The following is a 20,094-nucleotide window of genomic DNA, read 5'->3' as shown; positions in this document are numbered from 1 at the left end:
CGCAGGTTAACGTCCTCCCGTGACGTCGCGACTCGGTGGAGCACTCGTGGGGGTGCTCGCAGTGGGTGTGGTCGTCGGCACGGGTGCGATGTGGGTCGACTACAACAACCGGGTCGACGAGACCGCCGCGGACGCGGCCGACCACGCGGGACCCCTCCCCTCCGCGCCCACGAGCACAAGCGCGTCACCGACCGCGGACGCCAAGGTCGTCTCCCTCTGGATCGGCGACGGCTACACGGCCGGCTCCGGCGCGGACAAGCCGGAGACCGGCGAGTCCTGCGTGGCCGCCGAGGAGCTCGGCTGGACCTGTGAGCTCGCCGCCGAGCGCGGCACCGGTTTCCTGAGCAGCGGGCACGCGTTCGACTCGTCGTACGACGCCCTCGTCGACCGGATCGACGAGCTGCCCGCCAGCGAGCCGGACGTCGTCGTGGTCGACGCCGGCCGCAACGACCAGGGGGTCTACTCGCAGGCCGCGATCGTCGCGGCGATGGACACCTACCTGGCCAAGCTCCGCAAGACCTATCCCGACGCGGTGCTCGTGCAGGTGGTCCCGTGGCGGCTCAGTCAGGAGGGGCCCGACCAGGCGATGACCGCCGCGGTCATCAACCTGATGGACAAGTACGACGGGTACGTCGTCGACCCGGTCGCGCAGGGCTGGGCCGGCGCGGGGAAGACCGACCAGCCGGACCTCCTCGTCGCCGACGGGATCGCCAACCAGGCCGGCCACGAGCTGATCGGCCGCAAGCTGGCCGCCTCGATCCGCGCCCTCGACCTCCCGGTCGAGACCGAGGGCACCGCGACCACCAGCGCCAGCCCCAGCACCACCCTGAGCGCGAGCAAGACCCCCTGACGAGCGCTTCATCTGGGATAGTCCCTGACCTTCTCGCCCTGAGATGTGGCCGTGAAGGGCCAGACCGTCAGGGACTATCCCAGCAGGCCCGCCCCCGGGGCCTTGTGGATGACCGATCGAGCGATCCGCGCCGGCGGGAACCGTCTCGTCATGGACCTCTCGGGCGTGACCAGGGACGTGGTCGTCCCTGTGCGCGTCGACCCGACCGGCCAGCAGGGGCCGACACCCAAGGCGGCCCGGGGTCCTCGGTGGCGCAGGTCCAGCCGAGGCCTGTTCGTGCCCGCTGACGTCGACCCGACGGCGACCGTCCAGCGGATCGTCGAGGCGGCGGCCGCGCTGCCGGAGGACTGGGGCGGTGTCACCGGGTGGGCGGCCCTCGCGTGGATGGGTGCGCGCTGGTTCGACGGCACTCCGTGGGGCGGCGGCCCGCGCCGCCTGCCCACCCTCGCCATCGGGGGCAACCGCGCGATCAGGGCGCAGCGGAGCTTCGCGACCTCCGAGGAACGGCTGGCTCCCGGCGACCTCCTCGTGGTCGACGGCCTGCGAGTCACCACCGCCGCGCGGTCGGTCTGCTTCGAGATGCGGTACGCACCCAACCCCCTGGACGCGGCCGTCACCCTCAGCATGGCCTGCTACGACGACCTGGTCTCGATCGACGAGGCGGCGGCGTACGCCGCGACCCTCAACGGCTGGACCGGGATCCCGCAGGCTCGGGACGGCCTGGTCCTGGCCGTCGAGAACGCCTGGTCACCACCCGAGGTGCTCATGGGGACGGTCTGGGCTCGCACCGGTCTCGGACGACCCCTGCACAACCGACCCGTCTTCGACCCCGAAGGTCGTCACCTGGGCACTCCCGACCTGGTCGACCCGGTCGCGGGGGTGGTCGGGCAGTACGACGGCCGCCTGCACCTGGCCGGCGCCCGGCGGCTCCGCGACCTCGGTGGTGAGGAGGCGTACCGCTCGCACGGGCTCGAGGTGGTGACCATGCTGGCCGGGGACCGGCGGGACCCCGGCCCGTTCCTCGCGCGGCTCACGGGGGCGTACCTGCGGGCCGCCGACCTCCCCGCTCACCGGCGTCGCTGGACCATCGAGCAGCCGGACTGGTGGCACGACACCTCGACCGTGGCCGCTCGCCGCGCGCTGCCACCCCACCTGCGCGGTCGGCTGCTGCGCTATCGGGCGGCCTGAGCGGGCCCGATCTGGGGTAGTCCCTGACCTTCTCGCCCCGGAACCTGCCGTTGAGGGGCCGAAAGGTCAGGGACTATCCCCCTCAGACCCGCCCCCCACCACCACCCCCACCACGACGAAGAGCCCCTGACGAGCGTGTCGCCAGGGGCCCTCCGAGGTGCTGGACTACTTGATCCGGAACGCCTTGTCATTGACGTCGAAGAAGTAGTTGCCGACGGCTTCGATCATGATCCATGCCGAGGAGGTCTTCTTCTTCGGCATCTTCACGACGACCTTCCCGTCGTTGGCCGTCTTCTTGGCGAGGACGGTCTTCCAGGTCTGGCCGTTGTCGGTCGAGAGGACGATCTTCACGTTCTTGGCCAGCTTCTGCGTGCCGTTGACCTTCCACGTGATCGTCGTCTTCTTGCCGCCCTTGACCGACTGCCCGGACTTGCCGAACGACGACACCAGGAACGGCCCGGTCTTCGGGTCGACCTTCAAGGTGACGTCGTCGTAGCCGACCCCGCCGCCGCCGGCCACGCCGTCACGCGCGGTCAGCCGGAAGTGCATGGCGTGGTCGCCCTGGCCCGGCGTGCCCTTGTAGGCGGACGTCGGCAGGAACTCCGAGTAGCAGTCCCGCGCCTTCGCCGGCACCGGCGTGTAGTTGTCCGGGTCGTAGGGCGCGACCTTCGGGCAGGTGCCGCTCTTGGCGTTGGTGTTGCCCGCCAGGATCTGCGCCAGGTCCGGGAAGGTCCGGGTCCGGTCGGCCGCCGTGGCGAGGTTCTCGCCGGGCGACTCGTACTCGAGCGTGCCCTCGTCGGTCACGTCCGCGTAGATCCCGAACACCCGGAACAGCGGGCCGAAGACCTTCTTGTTGTCGACCAGCCCGGTGCCGTTGTGCCCGCGGGCGTCGTCGTTCTGCTCCCACAGGTAGATCAGCGGGTCGCCGTCGGCGTCCTTGCCGGTGCCGGTCAGGGTGAACGGCGTGCGGGTCGGGATCGTCTTGTTCTTCGGCGCGCTCACCGTCGGGTTGTGGTTGTCGGTCGGGTTGACCTCGAACCCGGTGTTGCCGGGCTCGCCACCCTTGGCGGTCTCGCCGACGTGGACGTACGTCGCACCCGGGGCAGTGACCTGGAGGGCGGGCTCGTCCTCGCGGTCGCTGTCGTTGGTGTACGGGTCGGCGTCACCGGCGAACATCACCTGGAAGCCGCCCGCGTTGGGCTCGGTCAGCGGCGCCGGGTACTCCCCGGTGTCGTAGATCTCGCCGTAGGGGTCGTAGCCCCAGCCGGCCACCGTGACCTGGGTGCCGACCAGCGCGGAGAGCTGGGTCGCCATGTTGGCCGCGGTGTACGCCGTCGCGCCGGACGTCTGGCCGACCACGAACTGCTTGGTGCCGGCTGCGCCCGGGAACCCGACGGTGATCGTGTCACCGTTGTCGAGGCCGCGGAACGCGACGTCCTGCACCTCGACCGGCGCCCCTGCGGGACTGCCGGTGTAGGCGTTGACCTCGGTCTGCGTCCGCTGCGAGAAGTACGGGTCGGTGTGCGGCTGCAGGTCGTCGTACCGGCAGATGCCGGCGTAGGCCATCACCGAGGAGCCCGAGCCCGGCTCGACCGACGTACCGGCGTTGCGGTTGCCGCCCGAGCAGTTGACCTGGGTGCCGTTGAAGGTGTGGTTGCCGCCGAACTGGTGGCCCATCTCGTGCGCCACGTAGTCGATCGCCATGAAGTCACCGGTCGGGTCCGGCAGGCCGGTGCAGCCCATGCCCTTCTCGATGCTGCCCACGACGCCGAGGCCGGCGATGCCGCCGCCGTTGACGCCGAGCATGATGTGGCCGATGTCGTAGTTGGAGGCACCGACGAGCTGACCGAGCACGATCTGGTTGCGCTCGAGCGTCCCCACGTCGCAGTAGGCGATCTGGCCCTGCACGTAGCCGCCGTTGTCGGTGGCGTCGGGGTCGTTGACCCAGCAGGGGTTCGCGCCGCACGGGCCGTTGGGGCCGGTGGTCTCCGCCTCGGTGTTGAACTGGACGTCGGCGGTCAGCTCGATGTTGATCGCCAGGTCGTCGTTGTAGATCTGGTTCACGCGGTTCATCAGCGTGACCTTCTCCGAGGTGACGTTCGAGGAGCTGGCGCCGAAGTACTCGTAGTAGCTCGGGTCGGTGACCAGCGCGAGCCGGTAGACCTTCTGCGACACGGGGCCGCCGCCGGCGCGGGCCTTCATGGCCCGGTCCTTCATCAGCTTCTTGACGACCGGCATGTCCTTCTCGGCCAGCTGCTGCGCCTGGTCGGGCAGCGAGCCGCCGTAGTAGCTCAGGTGCGTCGTGGTGCCGCGGACGTTGTACGCCGGGTCGACGTACCAGGCGCCCTGGCCGCCGGCCGGGCGCACGCTCGCGTGGAAGCCCATCGGGGTCAGGTCCATCGCGATCGTGGTGCCGCGGTGGTCGGTGGAGCGACCGGCCCAGGTCGAGATGTCGGGGTTGGCCGCGGCGAGCTTCGGCGAGAGCAGCGACGTGCGCTGCACCGCGAAGTGCTCGAGGCCGCCGGTGGGCGTGGGCACCGCGAACGACGTGGTCCGCTGGCTGCCGGCCTTGGCGGCGCCGGCGAGGGCCGAGCGGACCTGCGCGGTGTCGACGCGGAAGGCCGTGTAGTGCTCCGGGTTCACCCGGACGTGCGCACCGCTCGGGCGGAAACCGTCCATCGAGCGGTACATCCCGTGGTCGGTCGACGCGTCAGCGGACGACCCCCCGGGAAGCACTGCAGCGGCGAGCGCGACGGCGGCCAGGGCTGCTAGTGGTTTGAAGTGACGCGACATTGTTCTCCCTCGTGGCCGAGATGCCCCCCGATCAGGCGGCGATTCGCACTCTAGGCCCCGGATGTGGTCCGCGCATCACCCCATTCGAGAGGAAATCCTCCACCGGCCCAGCAGCGTGCCCTCGCCCTCGAGCAGCGTCAGCAGCTCCAGCGGTACGTCGACGGGCGGGCCGACCGCGATCCGCGGGCCCTCCCCGGCGACCAGCCGGGGCACGACCGTCACGCACACCTCGTCGGCCGCGCCGGCCGCGACGAGGTCGTGCAGCAGGTGCGGACCGCCCTCGGCGAGCAGCTGGGTGAGGCCGCGGCCGGCGAGCTCCTCGCGGAGCCGGAGCAGGTCGACCTCGTCCTCGCCGAGCACCAGCACCTGGTCGTTCCCGAGCAGTTGTTCAGCCTCCGCGAGGTGCTCCGCGCTCGCGCAGGTCGCCAGCAGCACCGCTCCCGGCGGGCCCCCGCGCAGTTGTTCGGGTACGTCGCCGCGCCGGCTCACCACCACCGTCGGCCGGTCGACCGGGGCGTAGCTCTCGGCCCTGGCGGTGCCGGCGCCCACGACGATCGCGTCGGCGAGCGCCCGCAGCTGGTCGTAGACGCGCTTGTCGACGGCGTTGTTGATGGACCCGCTGCGGCCGTTCTCGCCGCTGGCGGCACCGTCGAGGGTGCTGACCATGTTGACCCGCAGCCACGGGTCTGCCGGGGCCGCGTAGAGCCGGGCCAGGTCGGGCTCGGCGCCGCCGGGGTCGGGCCCGACCAGCACGCGCAACGTCACCACTCCCACCTCACCACCCAGTACTGCACGCCGTAGGGGTCGGCCTCGAGGTCCACGGTCCCGGGACAGCCCGGGGGCAGGACGGCCGCCAGCTCGTCGAGCGCGAGGGTGTCCGCCCACAGCTCGTGGGCCAGGTCGTGGTCGATGCTCGCGAGGTCGCCGGCCCGCAGCCGCGCCCCCAGGTCGGCATCGAAGCCGACCGCACGCTCGTCCACGTACCCCGGCGACGACTCCCCCCGCTTCGCCGACCCGTTCGCCACGACCACGACCGGTGGTCGAGCTTGTCGAGACCCCGGAACCGAAGGCAGGGCCTCCGCCGGTGGTCGAGCGGTCTCCGGTGGTCGAGCGGTCTCCGGTGGTCGAGCTTGTCGAGACCCCGGAAGCGAAGGCAGGGCCTCAGCCACCAACGCCTCCCCGACCCTCCGCCCCTGCTCCGTCCCGACCACGGCGACCGGCCCGTCCGCGGCCGCCCAGCCGACAGCGGCCACGCAGGCCGCTCGCAGCTCCGCGACGGGGTCCTGCAGCCCGGCGTACTCCGGCAGCAGCGCGAGCACGCCCGGGACCAGGACCGCCCTCACGCCAGCCCCCGGATCGCGCGCAGCGGCGGGCGGCGGCCGGCGATCGACCAGGCCATGTCGACCAGCTGCCGGGTCTCGAGGACCTGGTGGACCCGGTGGATCCGAGCGCCGGCCATCGCGCAGATGGCGGTGGCGGCGTAGGTGCCGTTGCGCCGCTCGCCGGTGGGCAGCCCGAGGGTCTCGCCGACGAAGTCCTTGTTGGAGACCGAGACCAGCACCGGGTAGCCGGTGTCGACCATCTCGCCGATCCGCCGGGTGATCTCGAGGGAGTGGAAGGTGTTCTTCGCGAAGTCGTGCGCGGGGTCGATGACGACGCTGTGCGGGTCCACCCCGGCGGCTACCGCCCGCTCGGCCAGCGCGACGGTGGTCTCGATGCAGGCGGCCACCACGTCGTCGTACTCCTGGCGGAAGGGGTCGGTGCGCGGGCTGAGCCCGCCGGCGTGGGTGCAGATCACCGCGGCGTCGTGCGCGGCGGCGACCGCGACCAGCTCGGGGTCGTGCCCGCCCCAGGCGTCGTTGATGACGTCGGCGCCCTGCTCGAGCACCGCCTGGGCGACCTCGGCGCGCCAGGTGTCGACGCTGATGACGAGGTCGGGGTACGCCGCGCGCACCCGGCCGACGAAGCTCGCGACCCGCTCGATCTCCTCGGCCACGTCGACGTGAGGGCCGTAGCCCGCCCGCACGCCGCCGATGTCGACGAGGTCCGCGCCCTCCTCGACCACGCGCTGCACCCGCGCCCACGCCTTGTCCTCGGCGAAGGTGGCGCCCTGGTCGAAGAACGAGTCCGGCGTGCGGTTGACGATGGCCATCACCAGGGGCAACCCGTCGGTGAACGTCCGGTGCCCGAGCTTGAGCGGCGTGCACGACTCGGACATGCCGACGACAGTAGCGATTGCAGCCACCCAACCTGTTTGTGAGGTTCAATCGAGCATGTCCACGTCACAGGAGCCCCGACGGGGCCGAGGGCGACCGCGGACGCCGGGGGCCGAGAAGCGGATCATCGACGCCGCTCTCGAGGAGTACGGCGAGCACGGCTGGTCGGGGTTCACCATGGACGGCGTCGCGCGCCGCGCCGGCGTCGGGAAGTCGACGGTCTACCTGCGATGGCAGGACAAGGACACGCTCCTCACCGACGCGGTCGGGTCGGCCAGCGACGAGCTCGGCGACGTCGACACCGGGTCGCTGCGCGGCGACCTCAAGGGGCTGGCGGCGAACCTGTTCCGCTACTTCCGCGAGCCGGCCGGCTGGGCGTCGCTGCGGATCATCATCGACACCGCCGGCGCACCCGAGCCGCTGGGCCGCTTCTCCGAGGCGGTCGCCGACGTGCAGGTCGAGCACGTCGAGAAGATCCTCCAGCGCGCCGTCCAGCGAGGCGAGGCCAAGGACGGGGTCTCCCCCAACGCGGTCGCGGAGTGCCTCTACGGCTCGGTCACCATGCAGACCCTCGGCGTCCGCCTCGACGGCGGCGCGCTCGAGGACGCCCAGATCGACGAGCGCGCCGCAGCGCTGGTCGAGATCGTCCTGGACGGGGTGCTGGGCTAGCTGTACTGATCGGTGAGGTTGGTCAACCTGGTGATGGGTGCTGACCCGCCGATCGCGGTGTGGGGCCGGTGGTGGTTGTACTCGTGGAGCCATCCTGCCAGCGCTGCTCTGCGGGCGTGTTCGGAGCGGTAGAGCTTCTTGAAGGCCCAGCCCTGGGCCAGGGTGCGGTGGAAGCGTTCGATCTTGCCGTTGGTCTGCGGGTGGTAGGGGCGGGTCCGTTTGTGGGCGATGGCGAGCTCGGCGCAGGTGTCGCGCCACAGGAATGACCGGTAGCAGCTGCCGTTGTCGGTCAGGACCCGTTCCACGACCACGCCGCGGACCGCGAACCAGGCCACCGCACGGGTCAACACGGCGGCCGCGGTGGCGGCGGTCTCGTCGTCGTGGCACTCGGCGTAGGCCAGCCGGGTGTGATCGTCGATGACGGTATGCACGAAGCAGGTACCGATCTTTGGGTTGTGGTGTGCGTTGCGTGGCTTGCCCGGTGTGGCTGATCGGTTCCGATCTCCCTGCTGGCGACCGACATAGCGCCAGCCGCCGCCGTCGGGGATGTTGCCGAGCTTCTTGACGTCCTGATGCAGCAGCGAGCCGGGGTGGTCGTGCTCGTAGCGACGGATCGGCTCCCCGGTCGCACGGTCGACATGGGTGAGCCGGTTGATCCGGCACCGCACCAGCACCTTGTGCACCGTCGATGGCGCCACCCCGACTCGATCAGCGATCTGGACCGGCCCGAGTCGCTGCTTCCAGCGCAGGTGCACGATCTTGCGGACCACCGGTGCCGGCACCCGGTTCGGTGAGTAGTGGGGACGCGAGGACGCATCGTTCATTGCGTCCGGCCCGAGGAGGCGGTAGCGCTCGGCCCACCGCTTCGCGGTCGGCCAGGACACGTCGTAGCGCTCGGCGGCCCGTGCGATCGGCCAGTCGTTCTCGACAATCAGACGCGCCAGCCGCAGACGAGCGCGAGGGGTCAGTGCAGCGTTAGCGTGGGACACGAAGACCTCCAGGTGGCGGAGCCGGTTCTTAGACAGCTCCACTCCACGCCCGGAGGTCTTCGCCTTCCAAGCTCATTCAGATCGTGTCGTCACACGATCTCGACCAACGTGCCCGATCAGTACAGCTAGCGACCCTGCTCGCGCGCCTCTCTAGCCGACGAACCGGCGTACGGCGGCCGCCAGTGCCGCAGCGTAGGTCGCCCGCCCGGCGGGCCGGGTCATCCGGTGCGCGTCGCCGGCGTTGCGCATGTTGCCCAGCTCGACCATCACGGTCGGGACGTCAGACAGGTTGAGCGTCGCGAGGTCGGAGCGGAAGTCGAGGCCGTTGCCGCCGGCGATGTAGTTGGCCACGGTCAGCCCGCGGCCCTTGAGCGCTGCCCGGGTGTCGAGGGCGAGCCGCTTCGAGGTCCGGTAGATGTCGTGGGTCCAGGGTCGGCGGTCGGTCGGTGCGATCACGTGGAAGCCGTGGGCGCCGGCGGTGTAGGAGCCGTCGCCATGGATGCTGATCTTCGCGTCGGCGTGCACCTTGTTGCCGGCGCGGCCGCGCGCGTCGACACACGGGCCCCACCGGTCCTCGCGGTTGGCGACCCGGGTCAGCCTCACCTTGGCGCCGAGGTGCTCGAGCCGCGCCTGGAGCAGCTTGGACACCCGCCAGGTGAAGGTCGCCTCGGGGTAGCCGCCGTTGGTGGCGGTCCCGGTCGTGTTGCACTCCTTACGGAACCCACCCGCCGGAACCAGTCGGTTGATCTTCTCCGGGAAGTTGTGGTTGCCCAGCTGGTGGCCCGGGTCGATCACGATGACCTTGCCGTCCAGTGGCTTCTCCGTGGTTTCGAGGCTCGTCGCTGGCGCTCCTCGCACCTCAACCACCGAGCCACCCGATCCGCCGGCGTCTGCCGAGCGCCCCGCGTGCGCAGCGCCGACCGGCGCCACCAGCAGGACCGCGACGAGCAGCGCCAGCAGCTTGGTCACTCGTACCCCAGGATCTCCTGGCGCTTCTCGCCCCACGCCAGGGCCGAGCCGATGGCGTCCTCGAGGGAGAGCTCGGTGTGCCAGTCCAGCAGCTCAGCGGACCGGTCGACGTTGGCGAACGCCCCGACGGCGTCACCGGGGCGCGGCGGCGCCTCGCGCACCGGCACCTCGCTGCCGAAGACGTTCTCGAACGCCTTCACCAGCTCGCGCACGGTGACGCCCGATCCGGTGCCGACGTTGATGACGACGCTCGGAGCGCCGGCCGCCTCGATCACCTGGTCGAACTTCTCGACCGCACGCGCGTGCGCCCTCGCGAGGTCCCAGACGTGGATGTAGTCGCGGATGCCGGTGCCGTCGCGGGTCGGGTGGTCGGTGCCGGTGATCGTGAACGCGTCCTTCTGCCCACGGGCCGCCATCACCAGCTGGCCGAGCACGTGCGAGGGCTCCTTGGCGTAGATGCCGGACTCCAGGTCGGGGTCGGACCCGATCGGGTTGAAGTAGCGCAGGATGATCGCGCGCAGCCCGGTCGCGGCGGCCATGTCTTGGAGGACCTCCTCCATCATCCGCTTGGTGCGGGCGTAGGGCGAGGTCGGCGCCAGGAGGTCGCCCTCGGAGACCTCGAACTCGTCCTTGAGCGCGTAGATCGACGCCGAGGACGAGAAGAGCACGCGGCCCTTGCCCAGCGCGTCGAGCTCGTCAAAGAGCTCCAACGACTTCGCGACGTTGTCGCGGTAGTACTCGTAGGGCTCCTCGACCGACTCCGGGACGACGATCCGCGCCGCCATGTGGATGGTGGCGTGGATGTCGGGGTGCTCGTCCACGATCCGTCGCAGCAGGGCGCGGTCGGCGATGTCGCCCTCGTAGAAGATCCGGTCGCGGACGAACGCGAGCGGCCCGGTCAGCAGGGAGTCGAGGATGACAGGGGTGTGCCCCGCCTCCTCGAGCGCCTTGGCGGTGGTCGAGCCGATGTAGCCGGCACCGCCGGTCACGAGAACCTTCATGGTGGCCACCCTAGGTGACCGCCCTCCAGTGCCCAGAACCCTCGACCCGCCCTGCCGCCGGCATCCGGCTGGCATGATCCACACCATGCCGACCGCGCTCATCACCGGGATCACCGGGCAGGACGGGCTCTACCTCGCCGAGCTCCTCCTCGACAAGGGGTACGAGGTCCACGGGGTGATCCGCGGGCAGAACAACCCCAAGCTCGACTTGGTGCAGCGCCTGCTTCCCGACGTGCGGCTGCACAACGGCGACCTCACAGACATGTCCAGCCTCATCCGGGCACTCCGGGACTCGAACCCCGACGAGGTCTACAACCTCGGTGCGGTGTCCTTCGTGGCGTACTCGTGGGAGAACGCCCAGCTCACCACCGACGTCACCGCCAAGGGCGTCCTCAACATGCTCGAAGCCGTGCGGCTGCACACCCACGACAAGCCGGAGGGGATCCGGTTCTACCAGGCCTCCAGCTCAGAGATGTTCGGCAAGGTGCAGGAGGTCCCGCAGCACGAACGGACCCTGCTCTGGCCGCGCTCGCCCTACGGCGTCAGCAAGGTCTTCGGGCACTACATGACGATCAACTACCGCGAGTCCTATGGCATGCACGCCTCGTCCGGGATCCTCTTCAACCACGAGTCCCCGCGCCGCGGACCCGAGTTCGTGACCCGCAAGATCAGCGAAGCGGTCGCCCGCATCACGCTCGGCCTGCAGGACGAACTGGTGCTCGGCAACCTCGACGCCGAGCGGGACTGGGGGTTCGCCGGCGACTACGTCGAAGCGATGTGGCTGATGCTCCAGCAGCCGCAGGCGGACGACTACGTCGTCGCCACTGGGGAGACCCACTCGATCCGGGACTTCCTCGACGCTGCGTTCCGCCATGTCGGCATCGACGACTGGACGCGGTACGTGCGCCAGGACCCGAAGTACATGCGCCCGGCCGAGGTCGACCACCTCGTGGGTGACGCCAGCAAGGCGCGCGAGGTACTCGGTTGGAAACCCAAGGTCTCCTTCCAGGAGCTCGTGGCGCTGATGGTCGACGCCGACCTCGCCGCGACCCGATCGGGATGGTGAGATGACCCGGGCGTTCATCACCGGCATCGGCGGGCAGGACGGCAGCTACCTCGCCGAACAGCTCGTCGCCGAGGGCGTCGAGGTCCACGCGCTCGCCCACGCGATCGAGCCCCTGCCCGACGCGCCGGGCGTCGAGCTGCACTCCGGCGACCTGACGGACGTCGATGACGTGCGCTCGCTGCTCATCGATCTCGCCCCGGACGAGGTCTACAACCTCGCCGCGATGAGCTCGGTCGCCCGCTCCTGGGAGAAACCCGACCTCACGGCACAGGTGAACGGCATGGCGGCAGCGGCGCTGCTCGAATCCGCGCTCCTCGTGCAGGAAAAGCTCGACCGGCCGGTCCGCTTCGTCCAGGCCTCGAGCGCCGAGATCTTCGGCCAGCCCGACCGGTCCCCCCAGGACGAGTCGACACCCGTCCGTCCTCTCAACCCGTACGGCGCGGCGAAGGCCTACGCCCACCTCATGGTCGAGGTCTACCGACGACGAGGCCTGCACGCGGTCAGCGCGATCCTCTACAACCACGAGTCGCCACGCCGGCCCGAGCAGTTCGTGACCCGCAAGATCACCTCGACCGTCGCCTCGATCGCCCGCGGTCGCGCGGACGTCCTGACCCTCGGCAACCTCGACGCCCGCCGCGACTGGGGGTGGGCGCCTGACTACGTGGACGCGATGGTGCGCGCCGCACGTGCCGACCAAGCAACCGACTACGTGGTCGCCACCGGGGTCGCACACTCAGTGCGCGACTTCGTCGCGGCCGCCTTCGCCCAAGCCGGGATCACGGACTGGGAGGACCTCGTGGTCGTCGACCAGGAGTTCGTCAGGCCTGCCGACCCGACCGAGCTGGTCGGGAACGCGACCCGGGCTCGTCGGTTGCTGGGTTGGTCACCGACCGTCGGATTCGACGAAGTCGTCCAGCACATGGTCGAAGCTGATCTCGCTGCTGGCTGAGGAATCACTCAGCGCGGCGAGCGCGGCCCGCACCTCCTCGACACTGCCCGAGCGCGGCAACCCGAGGATCTGGGCGTCCGAGACCGGCGGGACCGGGACGTGCGAGACGAGCGGGTGCCGCGGCCGGACGTCGCGCGGCTCGTCGTCGGCGAAGAGCTCCTCGTGGAGCTTCTCGCCGTCGCGCAGGCCGGTGTACTCGATCGGGACCGGCGTGCCGGACTGCTCCATGAGCTGACGGGCGACGTCGACGATCTTGACGGGCTCGCCCATGTCGAGGACAAGCGCCTCGCCCGGCGCGCCGATAGCGGCCGCCTGGATCACCAGCTGACACGCCTCCTCGATCGTCATGAAGTAGCGAGTCACCTCGGGGTCGGTGACCGTCAACGGACCACCCTCGGCGATCTGGCTGGCGAACGACGCCAGCACGGAGCCCCGGCTGCCCAGCACGTTGCCGAAACGGACCGACAGGAATGTCCCACCACCTTGGCGCGCCTGCTCGGCCGTCATCCGCTCGGCAACCCGCTTCGAGTAGCCGAGCACGCTCGTCGGGTTCGCCGCCTTGTCGGTCGAGATGTTGACGAACCGGTCGACGCCGACCAGGTCGGCCGCCTCCAGCAAGGTGCCGGTGCCGATCACGTTGGTCTTGACCGCCTCCGCGGGGTACTGCTCGAGCATCGGCAGGTGCTTGAGGGCGGCGGCGTGGAACACCACGTCGGGCCGACGCTCGGCGAAGATCCGCTTGACGTTCGTCTCGTCGCGGATGTCGCAGAGGATGACCTCGTCGGAGTCCAAAAGCGCACGTCCGTGGATGGAGAGCTGGACGGCGTGCAGCGCCGACTCGTCGCGGTCGAGCATCATCAGCTCGGCCGGCTTGAACCGGTGGATCTGCCGACACAGCTCCGACCCGATCGAGCCGCCGGCGCCGGTGACCAGGACCTTCCGGCCAGTGAGATAGCCGGCGATCGCGGCAACATCGGTGTCGAGCTGGTTGCGACCGAGCACGTCGGTGATGTTGATGTCGCGCAGGTCGCGGATGCCGACGTTGTCGTGCAGGAGCTGTGTGGTCGACGGCAGGACCTTCACTGGCACGTTGGCCACGACGGCGGCGAGGCGGAGCCGCTTGATGATGGCGGCGGAAGCACTCGGGATGGCGATGACGACCATCTCGATGTCCGCGCGCTCGACGAACCGCTCGAGCTCGGCGGTGCCACCGACCACCGGCACGCCCTTGATCCGCAGGTGCCGCTTGCGCGGGTCGTCGTCGAGGAGCGCGACCGGGAGGTAACCGCTCTGCGGATCGCGCCGCATCGAGGCTACGAGCTCACGCGCGGCCTCGCCCGCACCGACGACGAGCGTGCGCAAGGTGTCGTCGCCCATCCCGGCACGCTCGTCGCGCTCACGGAGCATCCGCCAAGTCGCTCGCCCCCACCCGGCGATGACGAGGGCAAGGAGGGTTGCACCGGCGGGAATGCTCCGCGGGATCCACTGAGCGATGAGATTGAGGGCGAAGACCCCGAAGCCCACTCCACCCATCAGCATCCCGAGCAGCACCGCTTCTTCTAGACTGGCCGTCCGGGCCCGTCCCTGGTGCAGGCGGAACGGCATGGCGAGCATGACGTAGATAGCCGCAGTCACGACAGCAACCGTCATCACCTCCGGCCAGGGCACAGCGGTTGCGTCACTGTCGAGCCGGAGCCATGCGAAGACGGCGTACCCGATCAACCACGCGCCGACGTCGAACAGCACGGCGAACAGCGCACGGTGCCGCCTCATACGCGCAACCACATGGCTCACAGTCTTCCCCCGGGATGTCGACGGTGACACACCCCGAGAGAGGTCTGACCGAGGTCAGCCGGCCGAGACAGTCCGCCGGGATGCTTACCGAGGCAGGCTATCCTCGGTCGTGCATCTACGCACACCTCGTCCGTACATTTCTCAGACCGTGAGCGTGCAAGCGCTGAGGGAACACCCAGTGAACTAGTCGCCCTCAGCCGGGTTCTCCATCTACTAGGCCATAGTCAGGGACGGCATCGCTCGGCAAGCCCACCCAATGAGTTCGCGCTCTAGGGTTCATGGAACTAGGACCGGCATTCGGAGGAATCCGGCCCACCCGACAGTCGGCCGGGGTGAGGATATGGGGCGAGAAGTCGCATACTGTCTGTCCTAGGCGTCACATGGGGGGCGCCATGAGGACGGGACAGCGGTGGAGCTCAAGGACTACTGGCTGGCGGTGCGGCGCCGTTGGCGCGTGATCGTGGCGACGGTCGCGGTCGCTGTTGCCGCCGCTGCCGCACTGACCTGGCAGGCCACTCCGCAGTACGCGTCGACGGCCAGCATCTTCATATCCACGAGCCCGTCGGATACTGCTGACGCCTACCAAGGCAACCTTTTCGCGACTCAGCGCGTCAGCTCGTATGCCGAGCTCGTCGGCAAACGCAAACTCGCCGAGCGGGTGGCAGACGATTTGGGCGGCGACCTCAGCCCCTCCGAGCTTCAGGCGGCGGTGTCGACGAGCGTCAACCCTGACACCGTGCTGCTGGACATCACTGCGACCGACCCCGACCCGGTCCTGGCCCGGGATATCGCCCAGGCCTACGCAAACGTGCTCAGCGACGAGGTCGCCATCCTGGAGACGCCCCAGGGCAAGACGAACGCGCTGGTGCAGGCCTCGATCGTCGACAATGCGCAGGTCTCGTCTACACCCGTCAGCCCGCGGCCGATGCGCAACATCGGGCTCGCCCTGGTGCTCGGTCTTCTGGCGGGCGTCGGGCTGGCCGTGATGCGCGAGCGGTTGGACACCACGCTGAAGACCACCGACGACGTAGCCAGCATCACGGGAGCGCCGATCCTCGGGCGTATCAGCGCCGACTCATCCGCCGTCCGTCGTCCACCAGCCGAAGTGCTGGCAGACGCGACTCCATGGTCTGAATCCTTCCGCGTGCTGCGCACTAACATGCAGTACGTCGAGGTCGACCACGACCAGAAGGTGTTCGTGGTCAGCAGTTCCCTGCCAGCTGAGGGCAAGACCACGACGGCGATCAACCTGGCTACCACGCTCGCGCTCGCCAACCAGCGCGTCGTCCTGGTCGAGTGCGACCTCCGCCGCCCACTTATCGCCAACCGGCTCGGCCTCGACGGGGGTGTCGGCACGACGAGCGTGCTGATTGGCAAGGTGCACCTGCGCGACGCACTCCAGAAGTACGCCGACACCGAACTGTGGGTGCTCTCAAGCGGCCCGATCCCGCCGAACCCGTCGGAACTCCTGCAGTCCAACGCGATGGAGAAGCTGATTGGGGAGCTACGCGATGAGTTTGACATCGTGATCTTGGATGCTCCGCCGCTGCTGCCGGTCACGGACGCCGCCCTCCTGGCTGCCCGATCCGACGGTGCGATCGTCGTGATCCGGCACGGCAAGACCACGAAGGACCAGCTGACCCACGCTATCGAGCGGATCGAGGCGGTCGACGCCAAGGCTATCGGCGTGGTAGTCAACCTAGCTCCCGCCCGCAAGGCTGGCCGATCCTACGGATACGGATACGGATACGGCTATGGCTACGGTTATTCCAGTCACCCGACTAACGATGTATCTGAGAAGCGCGGACGAGGCACCCGCCGGCGCAACGGACGTAAGCCGCGCTCGTAGGTTGGACGCGACACCGACCGCAGCAATTGCAGGTTGGCATCCCGCGGCGGCGCGACCATCTCCACTGTGACGGACCACTCGGACATGGTCCTCTGCGGCTGGGTCGAGTATCGGATCGCCTCGACCACACCGACATCCGGGAGATCCGCACCCGCCTCCGGTACGGCGGTGTCGCAGCGCGACAACCGCCACAGCTTTCAGGCCGTCTCCAAAAAAGCACCTACAGTGGCCCGTTCGACCTCGGCTACACGATCCAGGGCATCACCGAAGGTCAGCTCGTCGCGCACAACCTCGCCGCGCGGTTACGACGAGCCGCTCATCGAACAAAGACGTTCAAGCTCGAAGCGATTTGGTCCGCCGGCACCTAGGGCCGGAACGTCTCGACGAGCATCCCCCGAAATGTCCGATAGGCGTACGCCGCGGGGCCGGCCAGCATCGACGGCACGAGGGGGTTGGCCTCGGCACGGCGTCGCAGGGGGGTATTGACATCCGCGATCAACCCAGCCTCGGATAGCGTAGCCGCGATGCTCCGAGGGCTGCGATAGAAGGTGCGCTCCGTCGAGTAGCGATCGAAGATCTCAGTCCGCTCCTCCAGCGTGTGCTCGTTAGCGAAGTACGGCGCTGCCTGCCCGGTCCGGAGCGCGAGGCGGATGCCAGCGCGCCGAAGTGCCCCCTTGGGGAGCCAGTGGACAATCGGGGTGTGCATGTGAGGCTCGCGTGGGGTCCAGCGAGCAGGGAACACATGCAGGCCACGACCGCCGGGCTTGGTAACCCGGGCGACCTCGCGGGCCAGTGCGCCAAGGTCCTCGACGTGTTCGAGGACCTGATCTGAGACGATGGCGTCAAAGTACTCGTCGGGGTAGGGGTACTCGCCAGATTCGCCGACCAGGCCGAGCCGTGCGCCCCAGCCGCGTGGCTCAAGGTACGCCTCACCGTGCTCGACGTAGCGGGGTTCGACCTCCAGACCGTAGGCATCCCAGCCCTGCTCCAGCATCCAGGCGACGTGCCCGCCAGACCCGCAGCCGACGTCGAGGACTCGGAGCTGGCTGCGCGGCCGCGCCTCCGTGACACGCTCCAGCCAGTCGCGGTGCACGACCCCGAACGACTCAGGACCCTTGAGTGGGCGCACCTTCGCGTGGGTGTCGTGGTCGCTGAAGTCCGGTAACCGAGTCATCGCGGTCGAGCCTAGGCGATGCCGAAATGCCTCGCCAGCGCCCAGGAGATCAATCCCGGCATCACGATGGCTGCTCCGACCCCAAGCGCGATGCCGCAGAACATCAGGTAAAACCGGGCGATTGCACCGAATCTGCCGATCACTCTGCCAGTAGACCACGATACCCGTCCGTGAACGCCCTCGGCCGGAAGTGCCCAGCCTTCATCGACCGTCCAACAGGCTCTGAAATAACCCCGCTCTCCAGCCACACACAGTCGCGCAGGGGCCCGATCGCCACCCTGCACTTGCCGAGCTGAGTCCAGCTGGTCCAATCAGCCATTCTCCTCCCGGGCACCCCAAAGCGAAAGCTCCGTACCCGGGCGTGACCTCGCTGAGCACCATGCGGTTACGAAAACCCTAGGGAACAGGGTCCTTCGATCCTTACCTAGGGGCAGGACAGCGACCGTAGTCGTCCTCGAGCCGCAGGATGTCGTCCTCGCCGGTGTACTGGCCGCGCTGAATCTCGATGATCACCAGCAGCTCGTCCTGCTCATTGACGATCCGGTGCGCGGCACCAATCGGGACCTCGACGCAGTCGCCTGGGCCGGCGTAGGACGTCTCACCATCGAGCACGCAGGTGGCCTTCCCGGAGACCACGACCCAGTGCTCCGCGCGGTGCCGGTGGGTCTGGTACGAGAGCCGCTGCTGCGACGTCACCACGAGACGCTTGACCTTGTACCCCGCTGCCTCGTCGAGGATCTCCCACGATCCCCACGGACGCACGTCCGACATCCCCATGACTACCCCCCAGTGGCCAGCGGCGCTCAGGCCAGCGTAGTAGTCCATCGGCGCCAGCGCCGGGAGGCGGCCGACCTTGAGGAGATCTGGAGGCGTCAGCGGCGGGTCAGAGAAGCCAGCGCCGGGCGCACGTCGGCGAGATAGACGAAAGCCGCAATCGTGAAGACGATGTTGAGGATGCCGAGCGGGCCGCCCATGACCACCTGCACGGCGAGCCCGAGCCCGAGGATGATCGCCCACGCCGGTTTGGTCAGCTTGTTGGCCGCGCTGTAGGACTCGGCCGAGTAGAGCAGCGAGTTCACGAACGCGAACAGCTTGACCCCGAGCAGGACGAGCTCGATCACGAGCAAGAGGGTCGACTCGGCCTGGAGTACGTGCAGCACGCTGCACATCGTACGTTCCGCCCACCGGTGGTTGAGGCGCGAGCGAAGCGAGCGGTGCCTCGGTGGTTGAGGCGCGAGCGAAGCGAGCGGTGCCTCGGTGGTTGAGGCGCGAGCGAAGCGAGCGGTGCCTCGGTGGTTGAGGTGCGAGCGAAGCGAGCCTCGAAACCACCCCGGTCGTCGACCCTGTGTCCAGGAGCAGGAGCCGCGGCCTGGCCAGCACCCCACCACTCGATCCAGAAATGGACGAGGCCCCCGGTGAACCGGGGGCCTCGTTCAGGTCAGAACAGCGTGAGCTGGTCCGATGTCCTTCAGTTGCCGACCTTCTCGGCGGCGTCCGTGGTCGCCTTGACGGCGCTCTCGGCCGTCTTCTGGGCGGCGGTCACGGTGGCCTTGGCGCTGCTCTTCGGGGCCGTGGACGACTTCTTCGCGGTCGTCGTGGTCTTCTTGGTGGCCTTCTTGGCCGTCTTCTTCGCGGTCGTCGCGGTCGACTTCGTGGCCTTGGTCGCCTGGGTCTTGGTGGTCTTGGCCTTGGCCGAGGTGGTCTTGGCCTTCGTCACGGTCGCCTTGGTCGACTGCTGCTTGCGGATCCGCTCGACGAGGGTCTCGCCCCGCTTGGCGAGGTCCGTGTAGGTCTCGCCCACGGTGGAGACGTTCTCGTTGAGGAGGGTCTGCACCCGTGCCGGGAGCTCACGCGCGTCGGCCTGGAGCTCGGCCACGCGGGCCTCGATCGCGGCGCGGCGGGCCTTGGCGTCCTTGGACAGGGCGTCGACGCGGGCGTTGACCACGGTCAGCGCCTGCTCGCGCAGGGCCTTGGGCTCGAGCTCGATGTGGTTGATCCGGGTCTGCACGTCCTTCTGGACACCCGCGAAGCGCTTCTGCACGTCCGCGACGTACTCACGCACGGTCTTCACGGCGAGGTCGGTGACGCCGACGCCCACGTACAGCGGGCGGGTCGCCTCGACCTTGATGTCGAACTTGGTGTTGGGCATGTCGTGCTCCTTCATCTAGGCCCGGCACGACACCGGACCCTGGTGGTTGGTCAGTCGCTGCTGGCCTGGTTGAGAGCGAGGAACGACGCGTACACGTCGAGAAGCGACTGCTTCTGTCGCTCGGTGAGCTGGGTGTCACCGAGGATCGCGAGCTCCACGGAGCCGCCGACGCCGTCCTGCGGGTGGACGATCCCGGCCCGCAGGTAGAGCTGCTCGGCAGAGATGCGCAGCGCCTTCGCGATCTGCTGGAGCACCTCGGCCGACGGACGGCGCAGTCCGCGCTCGATCTGGCTCAGGTACGGGTTCGAGACACCTGCCTGCTCGGCGAGCTGGCGGAGCGAGAGGTGGGCGGCCACCCGCTGCTCCCGGAGGTAGTCGCCGAGGGTCTCGACGGTCTTGCCGACCTTGCCCTTCGGTCCCTTTGCCATACCTCCATAG

The 20,094-nt window shown here is 69.2% G+C and carries 20 protein-coding genes; 6 read left to right on the top strand and 14 right to left on the bottom strand.

The window, feature by feature from the left end:
* Positions 1 to 19 precede the first annotated feature (19 nt).
* Positions 20 to 850 carry an SGNH/GDSL hydrolase family protein gene (locus ACILQ5_RS07410; RefSeq protein WP_395657336.1) on the top strand — a complete coding sequence of 277 codons (831 nt, stop codon included), beginning with the start codon at positions 20 to 22 and terminating at the stop codon, positions 848 to 850.
* A 276-nt stretch (positions 851 to 1,126) separates the two neighbouring features.
* Complete coding sequence (locus ACILQ5_RS07405) at positions 1,127 to 2,038, top strand: hypothetical protein (protein ID WP_395657335.1); 912 nt, start codon at positions 1,127 to 1,129, stop codon at positions 2,036 to 2,038.
* 165 nt (positions 2,039 to 2,203) lie between these two features.
* Here ACILQ5_RS07405 and ACILQ5_RS07400 read toward each other — a convergent pair whose 3' ends face one another.
* The 4 genes from ACILQ5_RS07400 to folP all read right to left on the bottom strand — a co-directional run bounded on the left by ACILQ5_RS07400 (position 2,204) and on the right by folP (position 7,049).
* The gene (locus tag ACILQ5_RS07400) at positions 2,204 to 4,717 is read right to left on the bottom strand and encodes a M12 family metallo-peptidase (protein WP_395657334.1); all 2,514 of its coding nucleotides are present in this window, start codon (positions 4,715 to 4,717) and stop codon (positions 2,204 to 2,206) included.
* 189 nt (positions 4,718 to 4,906) lie between these two features.
* Positions 4,907 to 5,596 (bottom strand): dihydrofolate reductase family protein, encoded by a 690-nt coding sequence (locus ACILQ5_RS07395; RefSeq protein WP_395657333.1) that lies wholly within the window; start codon positions 5,594 to 5,596, stop codon positions 4,907 to 4,909.
* Complete coding sequence (locus tag ACILQ5_RS07390; protein WP_395657332.1) at positions 5,593 to 5,811, bottom strand: hypothetical protein; 219 nt, start codon at positions 5,809 to 5,811, stop codon at positions 5,593 to 5,595. The genes ACILQ5_RS07395 and ACILQ5_RS07390 overlap by 4 nt, the downstream gene beginning before the upstream one ends.
* Before the next feature lie 359 nt (positions 5,812 to 6,170).
* Entirely contained in the window at positions 6,171 to 7,049 is an 879-nt protein-coding gene (folP, locus tag ACILQ5_RS07385) for a dihydropteroate synthase (RefSeq protein ID WP_395657331.1), read from the bottom strand.
* Between the two features lie 55 nt (positions 7,050 to 7,104).
* Between folP and ACILQ5_RS07380 the strand changes: the two genes are divergently transcribed.
* Complete coding sequence (locus ACILQ5_RS07380; RefSeq protein WP_395657330.1) at positions 7,105 to 7,716, top strand: TetR/AcrR family transcriptional regulator; 612 nt, start codon at positions 7,105 to 7,107, stop codon at positions 7,714 to 7,716.
* On the opposite strand, the gene ACILQ5_RS07375 is transcribed toward ACILQ5_RS07380, so the two are convergent.
* The 3 genes from ACILQ5_RS07375 to galE all read right to left on the bottom strand — a co-directional run bounded on the left by ACILQ5_RS07375 (position 7,713) and on the right by galE (position 10,675).
* Complete coding sequence (locus tag ACILQ5_RS07375; protein WP_395657418.1) at positions 7,713 to 8,705, bottom strand: IS481 family transposase; 993 nt, start codon at positions 8,703 to 8,705, stop codon at positions 7,713 to 7,715. The two genes, ACILQ5_RS07380 and ACILQ5_RS07375, sit on opposite strands and share 4 nt — an antisense overlap.
* 150 nt (positions 8,706 to 8,855) lie before the next feature.
* Complete coding sequence (locus ACILQ5_RS07370) at positions 8,856 to 9,674, bottom strand: N-acetylmuramoyl-L-alanine amidase (RefSeq protein WP_395657329.1); 819 nt, start codon at positions 9,672 to 9,674, stop codon at positions 8,856 to 8,858.
* A complete protein-coding gene (gene galE, locus ACILQ5_RS07365) occupies positions 9,671 to 10,675 on the bottom strand; it encodes a UDP-glucose 4-epimerase GalE (RefSeq protein WP_395657328.1) in 1,005 nt (334 codons plus the stop codon). The genes ACILQ5_RS07370 and galE overlap by 4 nt, the downstream gene beginning before the upstream one ends.
* A gap of 85 nt (positions 10,676 to 10,760) precedes the next feature.
* On the opposite strand from galE, the gene gmd reads away from it, so the two are divergent.
* Both gmd and ACILQ5_RS07355 read left to right on the top strand, forming a co-directional pair.
* Positions 10,761 to 11,741 carry a GDP-mannose 4,6-dehydratase gene (gmd, locus tag ACILQ5_RS07360; RefSeq protein ID WP_395657327.1) on the top strand — a complete coding sequence of 327 codons (981 nt, stop codon included), beginning with the start codon at positions 10,761 to 10,763 and terminating at the stop codon, positions 11,739 to 11,741.
* A 1-nt stretch (position 11,742) separates the two neighbouring features.
* Positions 11,743 to 12,690, top strand: coding sequence for a GDP-mannose 4,6-dehydratase (locus tag ACILQ5_RS07355; protein WP_395657326.1), 948 nt, complete (start codon positions 11,743 to 11,745; stop codon positions 12,688 to 12,690).
* On the opposite strand, the gene ACILQ5_RS07350 is transcribed toward ACILQ5_RS07355, so the two are convergent.
* On the bottom strand, positions 12,625 to 14,463 hold the full coding sequence (locus ACILQ5_RS07350) for a polysaccharide biosynthesis protein (protein WP_395657325.1): 1,839 nt from the start codon (positions 14,461 to 14,463) through the stop codon (positions 12,625 to 12,627). The genes ACILQ5_RS07355 and ACILQ5_RS07350 overlap by 66 nt on opposite strands.
* A gap of 430 nt (positions 14,464 to 14,893) precedes the next feature.
* On the opposite strand from ACILQ5_RS07350, the gene ACILQ5_RS07345 reads away from it, so the two are divergent.
* On the top strand, positions 14,894 to 16,333 hold the full coding sequence (locus ACILQ5_RS07345; RefSeq protein WP_395657324.1) for a polysaccharide biosynthesis tyrosine autokinase: 1,440 nt from the start codon (positions 14,894 to 14,896) through the stop codon (positions 16,331 to 16,333).
* Positions 16,334 to 16,697: 364 nt separating this feature from the next.
* On the opposite strand, the gene ACILQ5_RS07340 is transcribed toward ACILQ5_RS07345, so the two are convergent.
* The 6 genes from ACILQ5_RS07340 to ACILQ5_RS07315 form a co-directional block, all read right to left on the bottom strand.
* On the bottom strand, positions 16,698 to 17,507 hold the full coding sequence (locus tag ACILQ5_RS07340; protein WP_395657323.1) for a methyltransferase domain-containing protein: 810 nt from the start codon (positions 17,505 to 17,507) through the stop codon (positions 16,698 to 16,700).
* Between the two features lie 11 nt (positions 17,508 to 17,518).
* A complete protein-coding gene (locus tag ACILQ5_RS07335; RefSeq protein ID WP_395657322.1) occupies positions 17,519 to 17,650 on the bottom strand; it encodes a hypothetical protein in 132 nt (43 codons plus the stop codon).
* Between the two features lie 277 nt (positions 17,651 to 17,927).
* Positions 17,928 to 18,332, bottom strand: a complete 405-nt coding sequence (locus ACILQ5_RS07330; protein ID WP_395657321.1) for a phosphomannose isomerase type II C-terminal cupin domain — start codon at positions 18,330 to 18,332, stop codon at positions 17,928 to 17,930.
* 47 nt (positions 18,333 to 18,379) lie between these two features.
* On the bottom strand, positions 18,380 to 18,667 hold the full coding sequence (locus tag ACILQ5_RS07325) for a DUF2516 family protein (RefSeq protein WP_395657320.1): 288 nt from the start codon (positions 18,665 to 18,667) through the stop codon (positions 18,380 to 18,382).
* A gap of 308 nt (positions 18,668 to 18,975) precedes the next feature.
* Positions 18,976 to 19,656, bottom strand: coding sequence for a hypothetical protein (locus ACILQ5_RS07320; RefSeq protein WP_395657319.1), 681 nt, complete (start codon positions 19,654 to 19,656; stop codon positions 18,976 to 18,978).
* 50 nt (positions 19,657 to 19,706) lie between these two features.
* Entirely contained in the window at positions 19,707 to 20,084 is a 378-nt protein-coding gene (locus ACILQ5_RS07315) for a helix-turn-helix domain-containing protein (protein WP_395657318.1), read from the bottom strand.
* Positions 20,085 to 20,094 lie beyond the last annotated feature (10 nt).

Source organism: Nocardioides sp. (assembly GCF_044226305.1).
Lineage (GTDB): Bacteria > Actinomycetota > Actinomycetes > Propionibacteriales > Nocardioidaceae > Nocardioides.
Note: the sequence above shows the minus strand (reverse complement) of the source record. Positions and strands in the feature narration are given on the sequence as shown.

What these genes read in the sequence shown, in the direction of transcription:
- ACILQ5_RS07400 (WP_395657334.1), bottom strand. Translation starts at nt 4,717, where the DNA reads ATGGACGGTTTCCGCCCGAGCGGTGCGCACGTCCGGGTGAACCCGGAG.
- folP (WP_395657331.1), bottom strand. Translation starts at nt 7,049, where the DNA reads ATGTCCGAGTCGTGCACGCCGCTCAAGCTCGGGCACCGGACGTTCACC.
- ACILQ5_RS07380 (WP_395657330.1), top strand. Translation starts at nt 7,105, where the DNA reads ATGTCCACGTCACAGGAGCCCCGACGGGGCCGAGGGCGACCGCGGACG.
- galE (WP_395657328.1), bottom strand. Translation starts at nt 10,675, where the DNA reads ATGAAGGTTCTCGTGACCGGCGGTGCCGGCTACATCGGCTCGACCACC.
- gmd (WP_395657327.1), top strand. Translation starts at nt 10,761, where the DNA reads ATGCCGACCGCGCTCATCACCGGGATCACCGGGCAGGACGGGCTCTAC.
- ACILQ5_RS07355 (WP_395657326.1), top strand. Translation starts at nt 11,743, where the DNA reads ATGACCCGGGCGTTCATCACCGGCATCGGCGGGCAGGACGGCAGCTAC.
- ACILQ5_RS07350 (WP_395657325.1), bottom strand. Translation starts at nt 14,463, where the DNA reads ATGAGGCGGCACCGTGCGCTGTTCGCCGTGCTGTTCGACGTCGGCGCG.
- ACILQ5_RS07340 (WP_395657323.1), bottom strand. Translation starts at nt 17,507, where the DNA reads ATGACTCGGTTACCGGACTTCAGCGACCACGACACCCACGCGAAGGTG.
- ACILQ5_RS07330 (WP_395657321.1), bottom strand. Translation starts at nt 18,332, where the DNA reads ATGGACTACTACGCTGGCCTGAGCGCCGCTGGCCACTGGGGGGTAGTC.
- ACILQ5_RS07320 (WP_395657319.1), bottom strand. Translation starts at nt 19,656, where the DNA reads ATGCCCAACACCAAGTTCGACATCAAGGTCGAGGCGACCCGCCCGCTG.
- ACILQ5_RS07315 (WP_395657318.1), bottom strand. Translation starts at nt 20,084, where the DNA reads ATGGCAAAGGGACCGAAGGGCAAGGTCGGCAAGACCGTCGAGACCCTC.